Here is a 17,964-nt window from a genome sequence, read left to right as displayed (position 1 = left end):
TCAGGCGGGGTCGGCGCGGCAGGCGTACACGAACGCCGGGGGCACGTTCCACGGGGTGATCGTCTGCTGCACCGACGCGAAGCGGCGGCGCAGCTCGCCCCGGATGAACGGCGAGTACTGCAGCACCAGGAGCACCCCGCCGGGCGCGAGGGCGGCCGGCAGCAGGTCCAGCACCCGGCGGCGCAGCCCGGCGTCGAACGAGGTGAACGGCAGCACGCAGACCAGCACGTCGGCGCGCTCGCCGCCCAGGTGGGCGGCGAGCTTCTCCGCGGAGTCGCAGACGACGGTCAGCCGCGGGTCGTCGTAGCGGCCCTCGAGCAGCGCGGCCAGGCCGGGGTCGATCTCCAGGGACACCAGCCGCGCCCCCGGGCCCAGCCGGGCGAGGACCTCCCCGGTCTGCACCCCGGTGCCGGCGCCCAGCTCCACCACCAGCCCGGCGCGGCCGAGGTCGGCCAGGTCCAGCATGTCCCGCACCGCCCACCGGGAGGTGGGCAGCACCGCGCCCACCTGCCGCGGGTGCGCCACGAAGGCGCGCAGGAAGCGGAACCGGTCGCTCAGGGTGTCGCGCATGCCGTCCTCCCCGGCCGTCCGGGAGCGGCTGGCCGCGTCGACCCTGGCACGCCCGGGCCGGGGCGTCGAGCGGGGCGGGCCTCAGATGTGCGGCTTGGGCAGGTAGGACAGCCGCGCCCGCCGGCGCAGGACCGCCTTGCGCGTGCCGTCGGCGTGCAGCTGCAGCCGGGCCAGCTCCCAGCCACCGGTGTCCGCCTGCAGGCTCAGCATGGTCGCCGCCGCGGACCGGGACGTGCCCGGCGGGATCCGCAGCGGCGCGAACTCGTACTCCCCGGCGACCGCCTCCATCCGCCCGATTGTGCACGCCAGGGGCCCGCCGGTCACGCCCGCCGCGGACCCCCGCCCCGCAGGCGACGTCCCGGGCGGCAGGATGGGGACGCCGCACCACCGCACCGGACCACTGGCCCCGACGACACGGAGGACGACGTGACCGCCCCCGGCAACGACGTGCCCGACGCCGACCGCGCCGAGCAGCAGGCACCGCTGGACCCGCCGGCCGTCGCCTCCGCCGGTGACGCCGCCCCCCTACCGGCCGACGTCCCGGAGGCCGACGCGCTGGAGCAGCAGCTGGCCGCCCGGCCCGGGGAGGCCGGCGGGCCGCGGGGGTCGGTCGGCGACCGGGAGGCCGACCCCGCCGACGTGCTCGAGCAGGAGGCCGACGTGCCCGTCGACGAGGACGACGCCCCGCTGTAGGGCGGCGCCGGGTCGGCCGGCGAGCAGCGCCGCCGCCACCGCGGCCGTCCGGGCCGGCCGCTCGGTCGCCGCGGCGGCATCGGCGGTGGCCTCGGTCGGGCCGGAGCTGTGACCAGCGCAGACCCGCCCGGACCGGACCCCTCCGTCCCACCCCGGCCGCTACCGTCCGCGCCCCGGTCAGGTTAGGCTCGCCTAAGTCGATACCGCGTCGACCGACGACCCGAGGGAGCCCCGTGACGACGAGCCCCGCCGCGCCGGCCCTCCGCGCCGAGCCGGCCGAGCGCGCCCGCACCGTCGGCAGCCGCCCGTCGGCCGCGCTGTGCGTGCGCGGGCTGGACGCCGTCCGGCCGCTGGCCGCCGCGACCACCGCGACGGGTGCCACCCACGTGCTGGTGCCCACCGGCGGCGAGGTGGACGCCGCGTTGGCCGGCCGCGAGGACGTCACCGCCGTCCTCATGGTCAGCGACCGGGCGCCGGTTCCGCTGCGCGACCCGGTGCGGGCCCAGCTGTGGCTGTCCGGCTGGCTCACCCCGCTGCGCCCGGCCGACCGGCGCGCCGCGGCCCTCGAGGTCGCCGCCGTCCGCCCGGTGGGCGCGCTGCTCGACGTCGGCCGCGGCGCCACCCTGCTGCGGCTGGACGTGGCCGAGGTGGTGCTGCGGGAGGGGTCGCGGTGCACCGAGGTGGGCCCGCAGGCGTACGCGCAGGCGCGGCCCGACCCGCTGGCCGCCGTCGAGGCGCGGGTGCTGCAGCACCTGGACCGCACCCACCCCGAGGTGCTCGACCTGCTGGGTGCCCGTCTACCGGCCGGCGAGCTCGGCCCGCGGGACGTCGTCCGCCCCCTGGGCGTGGACCGGCTGGGCTACCGGCTGCGGATCGAGCGGCCCACCGGCCACCGCGACGTCCGGGTGCCCTTCCCGCGGCCGCTCACCTGCCCCGGGCAGCTGGCGGCCGCGACCCGCCGGCTGGTCTGCGCCGCCCGCGGCTGACGCAGGCACAGGAGGCCGTGCTCCCGTCCTCGGCCCTCCGGACGGGGGCAGAGCCTCCTATGCCCCGAGGGACTCGGCGAGCAGCCGGGCCAGCCGGGTGCGCCGCGGCCGGACGTCGACCTGGCTGACCGCCCGGGCCAGCGCCGCCCCGCTGGCGTGCACGACCGACAGGTGCCGCTGCGCGCGGGTCAGCGCGGTGTAGACCAGCGGCCGCGACAGCATCCCGCCGGCCTCCGGCGGCAGCACGACGACCACGCCGGGCCACTCCGAGCCCTGCGCCCGGTGCACGGTGATCGCCCAGCCGTGGCGCAGGTCGCCCATCGCCGACCCGCTGACCGTCACCGGCCCGGAGGCGAAGTCGACGTCCAGGCTGCCGTCGCCGGTGCCGGTGACCACGCCGGTCTCCCCGTTGGCGAAGCCGACGGGCTCCAGGTCCAGGTGGTTGGCGGTGGCCACCACCCGGTCGCCGACGTCGAAGCCCCACACCGTGCCGTCGCCGGGGTTCAGCCGCGCCTTGAGCGCCCGGTTCAGCTCGATCGTCCCGGCCGGGCCGCGGTGCACCGGCGTCACGACCTGCACGGTGGCCGGGTCGATGCCCAGCGCCCGCGGGATCGAGTCGGTGACCAGCTGCACCACCCGCTTGGCGGCCTCCGCGCTGCCGGCGGCCGGGACGACGACGACCTCGCGGTCGGGGGAGTCCACCGGGGGCAGCTGCCCGGCCCGGACGGCGTTGGCCAGCCGGGCGATCGCCCCGCCCTCGGCCTGCCGGTAGAGGGTGGTCAGCTCGGTGACCGGCACGACCCCGGAGTCGATGAGGTCGCCGAGCACGTGGCCCGGGCCGATCGAGGGCAGCTGCGCCGGGTCGCCGACCAGCAGCAGGTGGGTGCCGTCCGGGCAGGCCTCCAGCAGCGCCGCGGCGAGCTCGACGTCGAGCATCGAGGCCTCGTCGACCACGACGACGTCGGCGTCGAGGGGCCACTCCTCGTTGCGGGCGAACCCGCCGGAGGTGCCCTGGGCGCCGAGCAGCCGGTGCACGGTGACCGCCGGGTGGTCGGTCAGCTCCTCCAGCCGCTTGGCCGCCCGGCCGGTGGGGGCGGCCAGCGCCACGTCGGTGCCGCGGCTGCGCAGCAGCGCGACGACGGCGGCGACGGTGCGGCTCTTGCCGGTGCCCGGGCCGCCGGTGAGCAGCGAGACGCCGGCGCCGAGCACCTGGGCCACCGCCTGCCTCTGCGCGTCGTCGAGGCCCGTGGCCACGCTGCGGACGGCGGCGGGGTCGGCGATCCGCCCGGCGGTGGCGGCCAGCCGGGCCACGTTCTCCGCGAGCGCCTCCTCGGCCATCCCGTAGCGGGCCAGCGACAGCGTGCGCAGCGCCGGGTCCGGTTCGGCGTCGGGGTCCTCCGGCTCGGGCGGCTCGTGGTCGAGGACCTCGCCGGACTCCACGGCCGCGACGATCGCCGCCACCGGGTCGGCCACCCCCTCGGCGCGCAGCGCGGCGACGACCAGGTCGGCCGGCAGCACGGTGTGCCCGTCGCGGGTCGCCGTCCGCAGGGTGTGCGCGACGACGGCCCGCCCGCGCCGGGCGTCCTGCTTGTCCGCGCCGGGCAGGACGGAGACCGCCAGCCGGTCGGCGTCGGCGAGGGTGACCCCGGTCAGGCCGAGCAGCGCCCACGGGTCGTCGCGCAGCCGGCGGGCGGCGTCGCTGCCCAGGGCGTCGGCGGCGGTCGCGGCCAGCCTCGCCTCCAGGCCGGCCCCGACCAGCAGCCCCACGACCTCGTAGGTGGGCGCGGCGGACAGGAAACCGGAGAACAGCCGCTCGGCGCGCTGCCGGCCCACCCGCGGCAGCTTCAGGAGCCGGTCGGCGGTGACGTCGTCGGGGGAGGTGATGCCGGCGGCGGGCAGCTCGGCGGCCGCCCGCCTGCCCAGGCCGGGCCACAGGCCGGCCGCGCAGAAGGCGGCGAAGACCGGGTCGGGGGCGCTCACCGGTCGTACCGCCGCTCGGGGTAACCGAAGTGGGGCGCGGAGACGTCCTCGAGCGCGGTGCGGATCGCCGCCGGCAGCCGCACCGCCTCGGCGTCCAGCGAGGCCTGCAGCTGCTGCGCGGTGCGCGCCCCGACCACGGGCGCGGTGACCCCGGGGCGGTCCCGCACCCAGGCCAGCGCCACCGCCAGCGGGGTGGTGCCCAGCCCGTCGGCGGCGGTGACCACGGCCTGCACGATCCGGTCGGCGGTGGCCGAGCGCAGCCCGTCGAGGAACGCCTGCCACTGCGGGGACGCGCCCCGGGAGTCCGCCGGCGGGCCCTGCCGGTACTTGCCGGTGAGCAGCCCGCGGCCCAGCGGGGACCAGGCCAGCACGCCGGCGCCCAGCGCCTCCGCGGCCGGCAGCACCTCGCGCTCCACGCCGCGCTGCAGCAGCGAGTACTCCACCTGGGTGCTCACCACCGGCACCCGCCCCGGCCAGGCCCGCTGCCAGGTGACGGCCTGGGCGGTCTGCCAGCCGGTGTAGTTGCTGACCCCCACGTAGCGCACCCGGCCGGAGGAGACGGCCGCGTCGCAGGCGGCGAGGGTCTCCTCCAGCGGCGTGGTGTCGTCCCAGCTGTGCAGCTGCCAGAGGTCCACGTGGTCGGTGCCCAGCCGGTCCAGGGAGGCGTCCAGCGCGGCGAGCAGGTGCCCGCGGGAGGCGCCGCGGCCCATCGGCCCGGGCCCGGTGCGCCCGACGGCCTTGGTGGCCACCAGCACGTCCGAGCGGGGGACGACGTCGGCCAGCAGCCGGCCCAGGGTGCGCTCGCTCTCCCCGTCGCAGTAGACGTCGGCGGTGTCGACCAGCGTGCCGCCGGCGTCGACGAACGCGGCCAGCTGCACCGCGGCGTCGTCCTCGTCGGTGTCCCGCCCCCAGGTCATGGTGCCCAGGGCCAGCCGCGAGACGACCAGCCCGCTGCGCCCGAGTGCGCGTTGTTCCACGGGGGGCCAACCTACCGGCGGGTCGGGGTGCCGGCCGGGGACCGCGGCCGGTCCCTGCGTGCCGCGCCGGGGGCCCGGACGGGCGCGCCTAGGGTGGCCTCCCGTGCTCCTGCTGCCCGCCCGCGCCCCCCGCCCGACGCCCGCCGCCCGACGGGGGCGCAGCGGCCGATGAGCTGGCTCGAGGCCGTCGTCCTGGGGCTGGTGCAGGGGCTGACGGAGTTCCTGCCGATCTCCTCCAGCGCGCACCTGCGGGTGGTGGGGGAGGCCTTCGGCTGGGGCGACCCCGGCGCGGCGTTCACCGCGATCACCCAGATCGGCACCGAGGCCGCGGTGCTGCTGTACTTCCGCCGCGACATCGGCCGGATCCTCACCGCCTGGGTCCGGTCGCTGGCCGACCGCTCGCGGTGGAGCGACCCGGACGCCCGGATGGGCTGGCTGATCATCGTGGGCACCCTGCCGATCGGCGTCCTCGGGCTGCTGTTCCAGGACAGCATCGAGACCACCTTCCGCGACCTGCGGATCGTGGCGGTCGCGCTGGTCGCCTTCTCCGTCGTCCTCTACTGGGCCGACCGGGTGGGGGCCAAGGTGCGCGAGCTGGACCAGCTCACCGTCGGGCACGGCGTCGCCTTCGGGTTCGCCCAGGCCATGGCGCTGGTGCCCGGGGTCTCCCGCTCCGGCGGCACGATCACCATGGGCCTGTTCCTCGGCTACTCGCGGGCGGCCGCGGCCCGCTACTCCTTCCTGCTCGCCGTCCCCGCCGTCCTGGCCTCGGGGTTCTTCCAGGTCTACGAGGCGCTCACCGGCGGGGTGGCGGGGGAGGCGGTGTCCTGGCCGCAGACGGTGCTGGCCACCGTGCTGGCCTTCGGCGTCGGGCTGGCCGTCATCGCCTGGCTGCTGCGCTACCTGGACCGCGGCAGCTTCACGCCGTTCGTCGTCTACCGGGTGGTGCTGGGCCTGCTGCTGCTCGCCCTCGTCGGCGCCGGGGTGCTCGCGCCCCAGTGACTCGGCCCGGGTGACCTGGCCCGACGCCGCATACGCTCGGACGTCGTGACCACCGTTCTCCTCCTGCGGCACGGCCGGACGACGGCCAACGCCGGCGGCGTCCTGGCCGGCTGGACCCCGGGCGTGCAGCTCGACGAGACCGGCGAGCAGCAGGTGCGGGCGGTGGGGGAGCGGCTGGCGCCGGTGCCGCTGGCGGCCGTCGTCAGCAGCCCGCTGGAGCGCTGCCGGCAGACCGCCGCCGCCGTGCTGGCCGGCCGGGACCTCGAGCTCGGCACCGACGACCGGCTCGGCGAGGCCCGCTACGGCGACTGGACCGGCCGCCCGCTCAAGGAGCTGGTCAAGGACCCGCTGTGGAAGGTCGTGCAGCAGCACCCCTCCGCCGCGGTCTTCCCCGGCCCGGAGGGGGAGGGGCTGGCGCAGACCCAGGCCCGCGCGGTCGCCGCCGTCCGGGAGTGGAACACCCGGCTCGGCCCGGACGCCGTCTGGCTGGCCTGCAGCCACGGCGACGTGATCAAGGCGATCCTCGCCGACGCCCTCGGCCTGCACCTCGACCAGTTCCAGCGGATCGTCGTCGACCCCGCCTCGGTGTCGGTGGTCACCTACACCGACACCCGGCCGTTCGTGGTGCGGATGAACGACACCGGCGGGGACGTCGCGCCGCTCGTCCCCCCGAGGAAGCGGCCCCGGCGCCGGCGGGGACGGGACTCCGACGCGGTCGTCGGCGGCGGCGCGGGCGCGCCCGCCTGACCTCCGCGTCGCCGGGGCGAAGGCCCGGGCCGCCCGCGTAACCTGGGCCCGTGCCCCGCCAGGTCTTCCTCTTCGACCGCCCGTCCCGGTTCGTCGCCGGCACGGTGGGCCAGCCCGGCGACCGCACCTTCTACCTGCAGGCCGCCGACGCCGCGGGCCGCGTGGTCAGCGTCGCGCTGGAGAAGGCCCAGGTGCAGGTGCTCGCCGACCGGATGAACGAGCTGCTCGACGAGATCGCCAGCCGGCCGAACACCGTCGTCCCGCCGGACGCCGAGGTCGACGACCTCGAGCCGCTCACCGCGCCGGTCGACGAGGAGTTCCGGGTCGCGGCGATGGGCCTGGCCTGGGACGGCGACGCGCAGGCCGTCGTGGTCGAGGCCGTGGCCGCCGGCGACGAGCCGGTGGAGGAGGACGTGATCCTCTCCGACAGCGACGAGGGCCCCGACGCGCTGCGGGTGACCATCACCCCCGCCGCAGCCCGCGCCTTCGTCGTCCGCGCCCGCCGCGTGGTGGCCGCCGGCCGCCCGGCCTGCCCGCTGTGCTCCCTCCCGCTGGACCCGGCCGGGCACGTGTGCCCGCGGCAGAACGGCTACCGCCGCTGAGCGGCACCGGCCCGGCGAGCGGGCGGCCCGTGCAGCCGGACCTGCGCCCGCCGGCCGACGACGCGGAGGCGCTGCTGCTCCTGCGCGAGGGGGAGATCGACCTCGAGGGCCGGATGCTCGACGCGTCCAACGTCACCCTGGTCGGCGCGGTGCAGTGCGGCGAGCTGGTCGCCGAGTGCGTCTACAAGCCGGTCGCCGGCGAGCGGCCGCTGTGGGACTTCCCCGACGGCACCCTCGCCGGCCGTGAGGTGGCCGCGGCGCTGGTCAGCGAGGCGACCGGCTGGCGGGTCGTGCCCCCCACCGTGCTGCGCGAGGGGCCCTTCGGCCCGGGCATGGTGCAGCTGTGGGTCGACGGCGACCCCGACGTCGACCTCGCCGCGTTCGTGCGGTCGGACCACCCCGGCCTGCGCCGCATGGCCGTCTTCGACGCGGTCGTCAACAACGCCGACCGCAAGGGCGGGCACATCATCCCGACCTCGGCCGGCCACGTGTACGGCGTCGACCACGGCATCTGCTTCTCCGTGGACCCCAAGCTGCGCACCCTGCTGTGGCGCTGGGCCGGGCAGCCGCTCACCGCCGAGGCCGTCGAGGTGCTGGAGGAGCTCACCGGCGACCTGCTCGGCGACCTCGGCGAGCAGCTGCACGAGCACCTCACCCGCCGCGAGGTGCGCCGCACCCAGCAGCGGGTGGCCGACCTGCTGCGCAGCGGCCGGCACCCGCAGCCCAGCGGCGAGTGGCCCGCACTGCCCTGGCCGCCGTTCTGAGTCACCCGTCGGCCTACCGATGGGCACCGTCCCCGGCTAGGTTGCCGCCGTGCCGCACCGCAGCCGCCTGGCCGTCCTGATGCTCGACCTGCCGCCGGAGGTGCACGGCGCCGGGCAGGCCTTCTGGGCGGCCGCGACCGGCCACCGGGTGGCACCGGACCGGATGGACGACAACTGGTCCTCGCTGGGCTCCTTCGCCGGCGGCTTCCACCTGGAGGTGCAGCGCACCGGGCACGGGACGCCGCCGAGGTGGCACGTCGACGTCGAGACCGACGACGTCGACGCGGAGGTCGCCCGGCTGGTGGAGCTCGGCGCCACCCCGCTGCAGGACATGGGCGGCTTCTGGCAGATGCGCGACCCCGCCGGGCTGGTGTTCGACGTCGTCGGCGTGCAGACCGGCGAGGACTTCGACCGGCACGCCACCACCTGGCCCTGAGCCAGCGAGGTGCCTCCCGCGCGCGGGAGGCACCGGGGCTACTCCACGCGGACCAGGCCGATCACCGCCGCGGCCTGCGGGCCGTCGCCGTGCACGGTGAGCACCTCCAGCGGCACGCGGCGCCAGACGGCGAGCAGCAGGTCCCCGGCGGTGCCGGTCAGCCGGGCGACCGGCACCGGCCGCGTCCCGGGGAACAGCGTGCGCTCGACACCGGCGTCCACGGCGTGCAGGACGACGGGGTGCGCGCCGTCCGGCGGCCCGTGCGGCAGCACGCCGGGGACCACCACCTCCAGCCACTCGTCCAGCCCGTCCAGGCCGACGTCGGGCGGGATGGGCCGCGGGTCGCCGAGCACCTGCTCGACGTCGGCGGTGTGCACCACCGCCTCGGCCAGCTGGCGGCGCAGCACGAACCCGACGTCGCGCCGCGGCGCCCAGGTCCACACCCGTTCGGCGGGGTCGGCGCCGGCGAGGACCGTCTCCAGCTCCGCGGACTGCGCCAGGCCGAAGCCGAGCAGCTCGTCGTCGGGGTGCCGGGGCGGCGCGGTGTAGGCGCCCGGGTCGGGGGCGCGGGTGCGCACCACCCACGCCCAGAAGTGCTGCACCTCGGCCAGGTGCCAGACCAGGTCGGCCAGCGTCCACCCGGGGCAGCCGGCCACCGGGGCCCGCCACCCGGAGGCCAGCACCGCCGCCGCGGCGGCGTCGGCGAACCGCGCGTCGGTCCGCCGCAGGGCCGGCAGGTACTCGTCGGGCTGCATCCCGTCCCCCCTCCCCGCGGCCGGTGCCGCGGTCTCCCCGCAGGACGAGGGCCGTCCGGGTGCGGGGGCACCCGCCTCTAGGCTCGCAGGCGTGCTCGCCTGGCCCGCCCCGCTCCTGCCGACCCTCCCGGGCCCCGGCCCGGTCCTGCGGCTGTACGACACCGCACGAGGCGAGGTCGCCGCCACCCATCCGGGCACGGTGGCGCGGATGTACGTCTGCGGGATCACCCCCTACGACGCCACGCACCTCGGCCACGCGGCCACCTACCTGGCCTTCGACCTGGTCAACCGGGTGTGGCGGGACGCCGGGCACGCCGTCCACTACGTGCAGAACGTCACCGACGTCGACGACCCGCTGCTGGAGCGGGCGCAGCGGGACGGCGAGGACTGGGTGGTGCTCGGCATGCGGGAGACGGCGCTGTTCCGGGAGGACATGACCGCGCTGCGGGTGCTGCCGCCGGACGACTACGTGGGCGCGGTGGAGTCGGTGCCGCGGATCGTCGCGCACGTGGAGACCCTGCTCGACGAGGGCCTGGCCTACGTCCTCGACGACGGCACCGGCGACGTCTACCACGACGTCGCGCAGGCCCCCGGGTTCGGCAGCGAGTCCGGCTACGACGAGGCGACCATGCTGCGGCTGTCCGCCGAGCGCGGCGGCGACCCCGACCGCCCCGGCAAGCGCAACCGGCTGGACCCGGTGCTGTGGCGCGCCCGCCGGCCGGGGGAGCCGTCCTGGCCCGGGCCGCGCGGCATCGACGGGCGCCCCGGCTGGCACATCGAGTGCGCCACCATCGCCCTGGAGACCATCGGGACCGGCTTCGACGTCCAGGGCGGCGGCAGCGACCTGGTCTTCCCGCACCACGAGTTCTCCGCCGTGCACGCCGAGGCGCTGACCGCGGTGGCGACCGGGGTCAAGCAGCCCTTCGCCAGGGCCTACGTGCACGCGGCGATGATCGGCCTGGACGGCGAGAAGATGAGCAAGAGCCGCGGCAACCTGGTCTTCGTGTCCAAGCTGCGCGGCGAGGGCGTCGACCCGATGGCCATCCGGCTGGCCCTGCTGGCCGGGCACTACCGCACCGACCGGGCGTGGACCCCCGCGCTGCTCGCCGACGCCGAGCGGCGGCTGGACACCTGGCGCCGCGCCGTGGCCCGGGACGCCGGCGCGCCGGCCGCCCCGGTGCTGCAGGGCCTGCGCGAGCGGCTGGCCGACGACCTGGACACCCCGGCGGCGATCGCGCTGGTCGACGCCTGGGCCGCCCGCACCCTGGCCGCCGGCTCCGGCCGCGACACCGGCGACGAGCAGGAGGACTGCGCCCCGACGGTGGTCGCCGACGCGGTGGACGCGCTGCTCGGCGTGACCGTGGACGCGGGCACCCGGCGCTGATGCGCGCCGAGGGCTTCTCCCTGGTCGACCGGGCCGCCCGGGAGCGCGCCGAGGCCGCGGCCCTCGCCCCCGCGGCGACCCGCTCCACGGCGTCTCGCGGCCGCGCCGTCCCGGAGCCCGAGGACCGCCTGCGCACCGCCTTCGAGCGCGACCGCGACCGCATCCTGCACGCCAAGGCCTTCCGCCGGCTCAAGCACAAGACGCAGGTCTTCCTCAACCCCGACGGCGACCACTTCGTCACCCGGCTGACCCACACGCTGCAGGTCACCCAGGTGGCCCGGTCGCTGGCCCGCGCGCTCGGCCTCAACGAGACCCTCGCCGAGGCCGTCGCGCTCGGCCACGACCTGGGCCACTCGCCGTTCGGCCACATCGGCGAGGACGCGCTGGGCCCCTACGTCCGCGGCGGGTGGCACCACGCGGCGCAGGGCGTGCGCATCGTCGAGGTGCTCGAGCACCTCAACCTCACCTGGGAGGTGCGCGACGGCATCCGCGCGCACAGCTGGAAGATCACCCCGCCGCCGACCACCCGCGAGGCGGAGTGCGTGCGCTACGCCGACCGGATCGGCTACCTGTCCCACGACGCGCTGGACGCCGTCCGCGCCGGCGTGCTGCAGGTGCGCGACCTGCCCGCCCGGGCGCGGGCGGTGTTCGGCGACCCGGGCAGCCGGATGGTCGGCGCGATGATCGACGCCGTCGTCGCCGGCTCGCTCGCCGACGGGGGAGCGGTGGTCATGGCGGCCGAGCCGCTGGCGGCCATGCAGGAGCTGCGGGCCTTCATGTTCGAGCGGGTGTACCTGTCGCAGACCGCGGCGGGGCAGAAGCAACTGGCCATCGACGTCACCCGCCGGCTGGTCGACCACCACCTGGCCCACCCCGGGCTCATCCCGGCGACCTACCGGGACACCTCCGCCGACCCGGTCACCCAGGTCGTCGACTACGTGTCGGGCATGACCGACCGGTACGCGCTGGCCACGCACGACCGGCTGTTCGACGACGACGCGACCGCCCGCATGCTCCCGCTGCTGCGCAGCCGCTGACCCCCGCCGTCCCGCCGCGGACCCGCCACGGTCCCAGCGCGACCGTTATCCCCAACTCTCGGCGCGACGCCGCAACCGCCTTCCGCGCGCGAAAGGCTGCAGGGTCCTCCTTCAGTTGGGGGAGGAGCCCCGGCGGCGGAGGTAGCGCTCGAACTCGCGGGCGATCTGGTCGCCGTCGGCCTCGGACAGGTCGGTCTCGGTGGCCCGCTCCTCCAGCGACCGCACGTACTCCACGACCTCGGCGTCCTCCTGGGCCATCTCGTCGACGGTCTTCACCCACTCGTCGGCCTGCCGGGGCAGCTCGCCCAGCGGCACGGTGAGTTCCAGGACCTCCTCGACCCGCTGCAGCAGCGCGACGGTCGCCCGCGGCGACGGCGGCTGGGAGACGTAGTGCGGGACGGCGGCCCAGAAGCTGATCGCCGGGAGCCCGGCCTGCACGCAGGCGTCCTGGAAGACGCCGAGGATGCCGGTGGGCCCCTCGTAGCTGGAGGTCTGCAACCCCCAGTGCTCGGCGGACTCCGGGTCGTACGCCGAGCCGCTCACCGGCGTGGGCCGGGTGTGCGGGGTGTCGGCGAGCAGCGCGCCCAGGCCGACGACGGTGCCCACCTCGAGCTCGTGGCACAGGTCGATGAGCTCCTGGCAGAACCCGCGCCAGCGCATGTTCGGCTCGATGCCCCGGATCAGCACGACGTCGCGCTCGGAGCCGGGCGGGCGGGCCACGGAGATGCGCGTGGTGGGCCACTCGATGCGCCGGCTCAGCCCGCCGACGAGGGAGACGGTGGGGCGGTTGACCTGGAAGTCGTAGTAGTCCTCGGGGTCCAGCGCGGCGAGCGGGGTGGCGTCCCACGTCAGCTCGAGGTGCTCCAGCGCCCCGGTGGCCGCGTCCCCGGCGTCGTTCCAGCCCTCGAAGGCGACGACCACCACCGGGTCGTTCAGCCGGGGCAGGTCCTCAGGGGTGGACTTCGGGTCGATCACCCCTGCGAGCCTACGTCGGTCGGCCGCCGCGCCCCTGCCGGTCGGCCCGACGGTGCGGGCCGCATCCCCCCGGGAGCGACCGGGGCGCCCCGACCGGCGGCTACCCTGACCGGGTGCCGTCCCCCATCCCGTCGCCCGACCTCCGACCGGACGCGACCGCGGACCTGACGGCGGCGCTGCGGCAGCGGATCCTGGTCCTCGACGGCGCCATGGGGACGGCGATCCAGCGCGACCGGCCCGACGAGGCCGGCTACCGCGGCGAGCGGTTCGCCGACTGGCCCAGCGACGTCCAGGGCAACAACGACCTGCTCGTCCTGACCCGGCCCGAGCTGGTGGCCGGCATCCACCGCGAGTACCTCGACGCCGGCGCGGACGTCATCGAGACCAACACGTTCAACGCCACCGCCATCTCGCTGCGCGACTACGGCATGTCCGACCTCGCCTACGAGATCAACGTGGCCGCCGCGCGGCTGGCCCGCCGGGAGGCCGACGCGGCGACCGCCCGGACGCCGGACCGGCCGCGGTACGTCGCCGGGGCGCTGGGGCCGACCAGCCGGACGGCGTCCATCTCCCCGGACGTCAACGACCCCGGCGCCCGCAACGTCACGTTCGACGAGCTCGCCGAGGCCTACCTGGAGCAGGCCGACGGGCTGGTCGACGGCGGGGTCGACCTGCTGCTGGTCGAGACGGTCTTCGACACGCTCAACGCCAAGGCGGCGGTGTTCGCGCTGGAGACGCTGTTCGAGCAGCGCGGCCGGCGGTGGCCGGTGATGGTCTCCGGCACGATCACCGACGCCTCCGGCCGCACCCTGTCCGGGCAGACCACCGAGGCGTTCTGGAACTCGGTGCGGCACGCGCGCCCGCTGATGGTGGGGCTGAACTGCGCGCTGGGCGCGGCGGAGATGCGGCCCTACCTGGCCGAGCTGTCGCGGGTCGCCGACACGTTCATCTCCTGCTACCCGAACGCCGGGCTGCCCAACGCCTTCGGGGAGTACGACGAGTCACCGGAGGAGACCGCGGCGGTCCTCGCCGAGTTCGCCGAGGCCGGCTTCGTCAACCTGGTGGGCGGCTGCTGCGGGACGACGCCGGCGCACGTCGCGGCGATCGCCGCGGGCGTCGAGGGACGGGCACCGCGGACCCCGCCGCAGGTGCGCCCGGCGCTGCGGCTGTCGGGCCTGGAGCCGCTGACCGTCGACGCGGACTCGCTGTTCGTCAACGTCGGCGAGCGCACCAACATCACCGGCTCGGCCCGCTTCCGCCGGCTGATCCGCGAGGGCGACCACACCACCGCGCTCGCCGTGGCCCGCCAGCAGGTGGAGGCCGGCGCTCAGGTCATCGACGTCAACATGGACGAGGGGATGATCGACGGCGTCGCGGCCATGGACCGCTTCCTCAAGCTGGTCGCCGCCGAGCCCGACATCTGCCGCGTGCCGGTGATGGTCGACTCCTCGAAGTGGGAGGTCATCGAGGCCGGCCTGAAGTGCGTGCAGGGCAAGTCGATCGTCAACTCCATCTCGCTCAAGGCCGGCGAGGAGGAGTTCGTCCGGCACGCGCGGCTGTGCCGGAAGCACGGCGCCGCCGTCGTCGTCATGGCCTTCGACGAGCAGGGCCAGGCCGACACCCTGCAGCGCCGCCAGGAGATCTGCCGCCGGGCCTACGACATCCTGGTCGAGCAGGTCGGCCTCCCGGCCGAGGACGTCATCTTCGACCCCAACGTCTTCGCCGTCGCCACCGGCATCGAGGAGCACGCCCGCTACGGGCTGGACTTCATCGAGGCCACCCGCTGGATCAAGCAGGCCCTGCCGCACGCGCTGGTGTCCGGCGGGGTCTCCAACGTGTCGTTCTCCTTCCGCGGCAACAACCGCGTCCGCGAGTCGATCCACGCGGTGTTCCTCTACCACGCCGTCGCCGCCGGCATGGACATGGGCATCGTCAACGCCGGGGCGCTGGAGGTCTACGACGAGGTCCCGGCGGAGCTGCGCGAGCGCATCGAGGACGTCGTCCTGGCCCGCCGGCCGGACGCCACCGAGCGCCTCCTGGAGGTCGCCGGCGAGTACGCGGCGAGCGGCGCGGTCGCCGAGGCCGCTGACGAGGAGTGGCGGTCGCTGCCGGTGGGCGAGCGGATCACCCACGCGCTGGTGAAGGGCCTCGACGAGTTCGTCGAGGCCGACACCGAGGAGCTGCGCCTGGAGATCGCCGGGCGCGGCGGCCGGCCGATCGAGGTCATCGAGGGCCCGCTCATGGGCGGGATGAACGTCGTCGGCGACCTGTTCGGCGCCGGGAAGATGTTCCTGCCGCAGGTGGTCAAGTCCGCCCGCGTGATGAAGAAGGCCGTCGCCCACCTCATCCCGTACATCGAGGCGGAGAAGCAGCCCGGGGACGCCGACCGCAGCAACGGGCGGGTCGTGATGGCCACCGTGAAGGGCGACGTCCACGACATCGGCAAGAACATCGTCGGCGTCGTCCTGCAGTGCAACAACTACGACGTCGTCGACCTCGGCGTCATGGTGCCGGCGCAGAAGGTGCTGGACGCCGCCAAGGCCGAGGGTGCCGACGTCATCGGCCTGTCCGGGCTGATCACCCCGTCGCTGGACGAGATGAGCAACCTGGCCGCGGAGATGGAGCGGCAGGGCTTCGACATCCCGCTGCTCATCGGCGGGGCGACCACGTCGCGCGCGCACACCGCGGTCAAGGTGGCCCCGCGCTACCACGGGCCGGTCATCTGGGTGAAGGACGCCTCCCGGTCGGTGCCGGTCGTGGCCGCGCTGCTGTCCAACGAGCAGCGGCCGAAGCTGCTCGCCGACGTGGGGACCGAGTACGCCGGGCTGCGGGAGCGGCACGCCGCCCGCCAGGACACCCGCCCGCTGCTGTCCCTGGCCGACGCCCGGGCCGCGGCGCCGCCGATCGACTGGTCGGGCTACACGCCGCCGCGGCCCCGGATGCTGCTGCAGCAGGCGCGGGACCTGTGCACCGGGCCGGGCTGCGACCACCGGCACGGCACGGCCACCCGGTTCACCCGGGTGCTCGACGACTACCCGCTGGAGGAGCTGCGCGGCTACATCGACTGGCAGCCGTTCTTCAACGCCTGGGAGATGCGCGGCCGGTTCCCCGACATCCTGCACAACCCGGCGACCGGCGAGGCCGCCCGCCGGCTGTACGCCGACGCGCAGGAGATGCTCGACCGGATCGTCGCCGAGCGCTGGCTGCGGGCCTCCGGCGTGCTCGGCCTGTTCCCGGCCGCCCGCGTCGACGGCGAGGACATCCGCGTCTACACCGACGAGTCGCGCACCGCCGTCCGCGCCACGCTGCACCAGCTGCGCCAGCAGACCCGGGGCCGCGACGGGTCGCCGCGGAAGTCCCTGGCCGACTTCGTGGCACCGGAGGGGACCGGGCTGCGCGACCACGTCGGCGCGTTCGCCGTCACCGCGGGGCTGGGCTCGGCCGAGCGGGTGGCGGCCTTCAAGGCGGCCCACGACGACTACGCCGCGATCATGCTGGAGGCGCTGGCCGACCGGCTCGCCGAGGCGTTCGCCGAGCGGCTGCACCAGCGGGTGCGCACCGAGTTCTGGGGCTACGCGCCCGACGAGCACCTCGACAGCGAGGCGCTGATCGCCGAGCGGTACGTCGGCATCCGCCCGGCCCCGGGCTACCCGGCCTGCCCGGAGCACACGGAGAAGCGCACCATCTGGGAGCTGCTCGACGTGGAGGCGACCACCGGCATCTCGCTCACCGAGAGCATGGCCATGTGGCCCGGCGCCGCGGTCAGCGGGCTGTACTTCTCCCACCCGCAGTCGCGCTACTTCGTGCTGGGCCGGCTGGGCCGCGACCAGGTCGAGGACTACGCGCGGCGCAAGGGCTGGACGCTCGCCGAGGCGGAGCGGTGGCTGTCGCCGAACCTGGGGTACCGCACCGACGACGAATGAGGGGACCCCCTCGCCCCCCGCCCCTCGCCCCTCGCCCCTCGCCCCTCGCTGACGCTCGCGGCGGGACCCTGCGAGGGGACCGTTCCGGCACGTCACCCGGCGTCCGTTCGTTCACCGCGGGTTCAGCACCTGGCACGCTGGGGGCGTGCTCCCGCGGACCCACGTCGTGCTCGGCGGCGGTGCCGCGATGGGGGCCTTCCAGGCCGGCGGCCTGCTGGCCCTGCTGGAGGCCGGCGTGCCCGTCGACGCGCTGCACGGCAGCTCGGTCGGCGCGGTCAACGCCGCGTTCCTCGCCGTCCGCCCGGACCGGGAGCGCGCCGCCGAGCTGGCCCGGCTGTGGGGCGACCCGCTGATGGCCCGGGTGCTGCGGCCGGGCTGGCCGGCGCGGGCCCGCGGGCTCGCCCGCTCGCTGCGGCCCGGCGGCGCCCTGCTCGACGACCGGCCGCTGCGCCGGGTGGTCACCCGGCACGTGCCCGTCCCCGACCTGGCCGGCCTCGCCGTCCCGGTCACGGTCACCACCACCTGCCTGGACTGCGGCAGCGCGCACCGGCACGACTCCGGGGACGTCGCCGACACCCTCGCCGCCAGCTGCGCGCTGCCCGGGCTGTTCCGCACCGTCGTCCTGCCCGACGGCCACCGGCACGTGGACGGCGGCATCGTCGACGGCGTGCCGATCGCCTCGGCGCTGGAGGCGGCGGGCCCGGGGGACCGGGTGCTGGTGCTGGACTGCGGCCTGGCGCCGGTGACCGGGCCCATCGACGTCTGCGCGGCCGCCTCCGACGTGCTGCCCGCCCAGGCCTGCGGCGTGCCGGTCGCCGTGGGGCGGACCCGCTACGTCCCGCCGGTCGAGGGCGGCGTCGGGGCGCTGGACGCGGTCCTGCAGGCCTTCACCGTGGCGCGGGCCGTGGCCAACCGGGCGGCCGTCCGCGACGCCCTGGCCGACCCGCGGGTGCACGTCGTCCCGCACGTCGCGGACGCCTGGGCCGCCGGGCTGCTCGACGCCCTGCCGCTGGGCCCGCGCGACGTCAGCCGCACCGCCGACCTGGTGCGGGCCGGCCGCGAGGTCACCCGGCAGTGGCTGGACGCCCGGCCCGAGCTGGTGCCGGCCGCCGTCAGCCGGGGCTGAGCACCCG

17 protein-coding genes are annotated in these 17,964 nt (G+C 76.4%); 11 read left to right on the top strand and 6 right to left on the bottom strand.

Annotated elements, in window-relative coordinates:
- Positions 1–570: a class I SAM-dependent methyltransferase gene (locus CHB98_RS04265; protein ID WP_089304367.1), complete on the bottom strand. Its 570-nt coding sequence runs from the start codon at positions 568–570 to the stop codon at positions 1–3.
- An 81-nt stretch (positions 571–651) separates the two neighbouring features.
- Complete coding sequence (locus CHB98_RS04260; protein WP_089304366.1) at positions 652–858, bottom strand: DUF5703 family protein; 207 nt, start codon at positions 856–858, stop codon at positions 652–654.
- Positions 859–996: 138 nt separating this feature from the next.
- Between CHB98_RS04260 and CHB98_RS04255 the strand changes: the two genes are divergently transcribed.
- Both CHB98_RS04255 and CHB98_RS04250 read left to right on the top strand, forming a co-directional pair.
- Positions 997–1,263 (top strand): hypothetical protein, encoded by a 267-nt coding sequence (locus tag CHB98_RS04255; RefSeq protein ID WP_089304365.1) that lies wholly within the window; start codon positions 997–999, stop codon positions 1,261–1,263.
- A 233-nt stretch (positions 1,264–1,496) separates the two neighbouring features.
- Positions 1,497–2,249, top strand: a complete 753-nt coding sequence (locus CHB98_RS04250; RefSeq protein ID WP_089304364.1) for a DUF2470 domain-containing protein — start codon at positions 1,497–1,499, stop codon at positions 2,247–2,249.
- 57 nt (positions 2,250–2,306) lie between these two features.
- Here the strand turns inward: CHB98_RS04250 and CHB98_RS04245 are convergent, their stop codons facing one another.
- Together CHB98_RS04245 and CHB98_RS04240 are read right to left on the bottom strand one after the other, a co-directional pair.
- A complete protein-coding gene (locus tag CHB98_RS04245) occupies positions 2,307–4,229 on the bottom strand; it encodes an AAA family ATPase (protein ID WP_089304363.1) in 1,923 nt (640 codons plus the stop codon).
- The gene (locus tag CHB98_RS04240; protein WP_089304362.1) at positions 4,226–5,206 is read right to left on the bottom strand and encodes an aldo/keto reductase; all 981 of its coding nucleotides are present in this window, start codon (positions 5,204–5,206) and stop codon (positions 4,226–4,228) included. Before CHB98_RS04240 ends, CHB98_RS04245 begins: the two co-directional genes overlap by 4 nt.
- Positions 5,207–5,374: 168 nt before the next feature.
- On the opposite strand from CHB98_RS04240, the gene CHB98_RS04235 reads away from it, so the two are divergent.
- From CHB98_RS04235 to CHB98_RS04215, 5 genes are read left to right on the top strand one after another with little or no spacing between them, the layout of a single operon-like run.
- A complete protein-coding gene (locus tag CHB98_RS04235) occupies positions 5,375–6,208 on the top strand; it encodes an undecaprenyl-diphosphate phosphatase (protein ID WP_089304361.1) in 834 nt (277 codons plus the stop codon).
- A 45-nt stretch (positions 6,209–6,253) separates the two neighbouring features.
- Positions 6,254–6,955 (top strand): histidine phosphatase family protein, encoded by a 702-nt coding sequence (locus CHB98_RS04230; protein WP_089304360.1) that lies wholly within the window; start codon positions 6,254–6,256, stop codon positions 6,953–6,955.
- 50 nt (positions 6,956–7,005) lie between these two features.
- Positions 7,006–7,557 carry a DUF3090 family protein gene (locus CHB98_RS04225; RefSeq protein ID WP_089304359.1) on the top strand — a complete coding sequence of 184 codons (552 nt, stop codon included), beginning with the start codon at positions 7,006–7,008 and terminating at the stop codon, positions 7,555–7,557.
- Positions 7,558–7,586: 29 nt separating this feature from the next.
- Positions 7,587–8,321, top strand: coding sequence for an SCO1664 family protein (locus CHB98_RS04220; protein ID WP_179224168.1), 735 nt, complete (start codon positions 7,587–7,589; stop codon positions 8,319–8,321).
- A 49-nt stretch (positions 8,322–8,370) separates the two neighbouring features.
- The gene (locus tag CHB98_RS04215; RefSeq protein WP_089304357.1) at positions 8,371–8,757 is read left to right on the top strand and encodes a VOC family protein; all 387 of its coding nucleotides are present in this window, start codon (positions 8,371–8,373) and stop codon (positions 8,755–8,757) included.
- Between the two features lie 38 nt (positions 8,758–8,795).
- Here the strand turns inward: CHB98_RS04215 and CHB98_RS04210 are convergent, their stop codons facing one another.
- On the bottom strand, positions 8,796–9,512 hold the full coding sequence (locus CHB98_RS04210; RefSeq protein WP_089304356.1) for a maleylpyruvate isomerase family mycothiol-dependent enzyme: 717 nt from the start codon (positions 9,510–9,512) through the stop codon (positions 8,796–8,798).
- A 91-nt stretch (positions 9,513–9,603) separates the two neighbouring features.
- Here CHB98_RS04210 and mshC point away from each other — a divergent pair, with 91 nt between their 5' ends.
- Both mshC and CHB98_RS04200 read left to right on the top strand, forming a co-directional pair.
- Positions 9,604–10,896 carry a cysteine--1-D-myo-inosityl 2-amino-2-deoxy-alpha-D-glucopyranoside ligase gene (gene mshC / locus CHB98_RS04205; protein WP_089304355.1) on the top strand — a complete coding sequence of 431 codons (1,293 nt, stop codon included), beginning with the start codon at positions 9,604–9,606 and terminating at the stop codon, positions 10,894–10,896.
- Positions 10,896–11,933: an HD domain-containing protein gene (locus CHB98_RS04200; RefSeq protein WP_089304354.1), complete on the top strand. Its 1,038-nt coding sequence runs from the start codon at positions 10,896–10,898 to the stop codon at positions 11,931–11,933. The genes mshC and CHB98_RS04200 overlap by 1 nt, the downstream gene beginning before the upstream one ends.
- A gap of 111 nt (positions 11,934–12,044) precedes the next feature.
- Here the strand turns inward: CHB98_RS04200 and CHB98_RS04195 are convergent, their stop codons facing one another.
- Positions 12,045–12,908, bottom strand: a complete 864-nt coding sequence (locus tag CHB98_RS04195; RefSeq protein WP_089304353.1) for a PAC2 family protein — start codon at positions 12,906–12,908, stop codon at positions 12,045–12,047.
- A gap of 113 nt (positions 12,909–13,021) precedes the next feature.
- On the opposite strand from CHB98_RS04195, the gene metH reads away from it, so the two are divergent.
- Both metH and CHB98_RS04185 read left to right on the top strand, forming a co-directional pair.
- The gene (gene metH / locus CHB98_RS04190; RefSeq protein ID WP_089304352.1) at positions 13,022–16,831 is read left to right on the top strand and encodes a methionine synthase; all 3,810 of its coding nucleotides are present in this window, start codon (positions 13,022–13,024) and stop codon (positions 16,829–16,831) included.
- 145 nt (positions 16,832–16,976) lie between these two features.
- The gene (locus CHB98_RS04185; RefSeq protein WP_143424935.1) at positions 16,977–17,957 is read left to right on the top strand and encodes a patatin-like phospholipase family protein; all 981 of its coding nucleotides are present in this window, start codon (positions 16,977–16,979) and stop codon (positions 17,955–17,957) included.
- Positions 17,958–17,964: the final 7 nt, after the last annotated feature.

This window comes from Geodermatophilus pulveris (genome assembly GCF_900188375.1).
In the GTDB taxonomy this organism is placed as follows: Bacteria; Actinomycetota; Actinomycetes; order Mycobacteriales; family Geodermatophilaceae; genus Geodermatophilus; species Geodermatophilus pulveris.
Note: the sequence above shows the minus strand (reverse complement) of the source record. Positions and strands in the feature narration are given on the sequence as shown.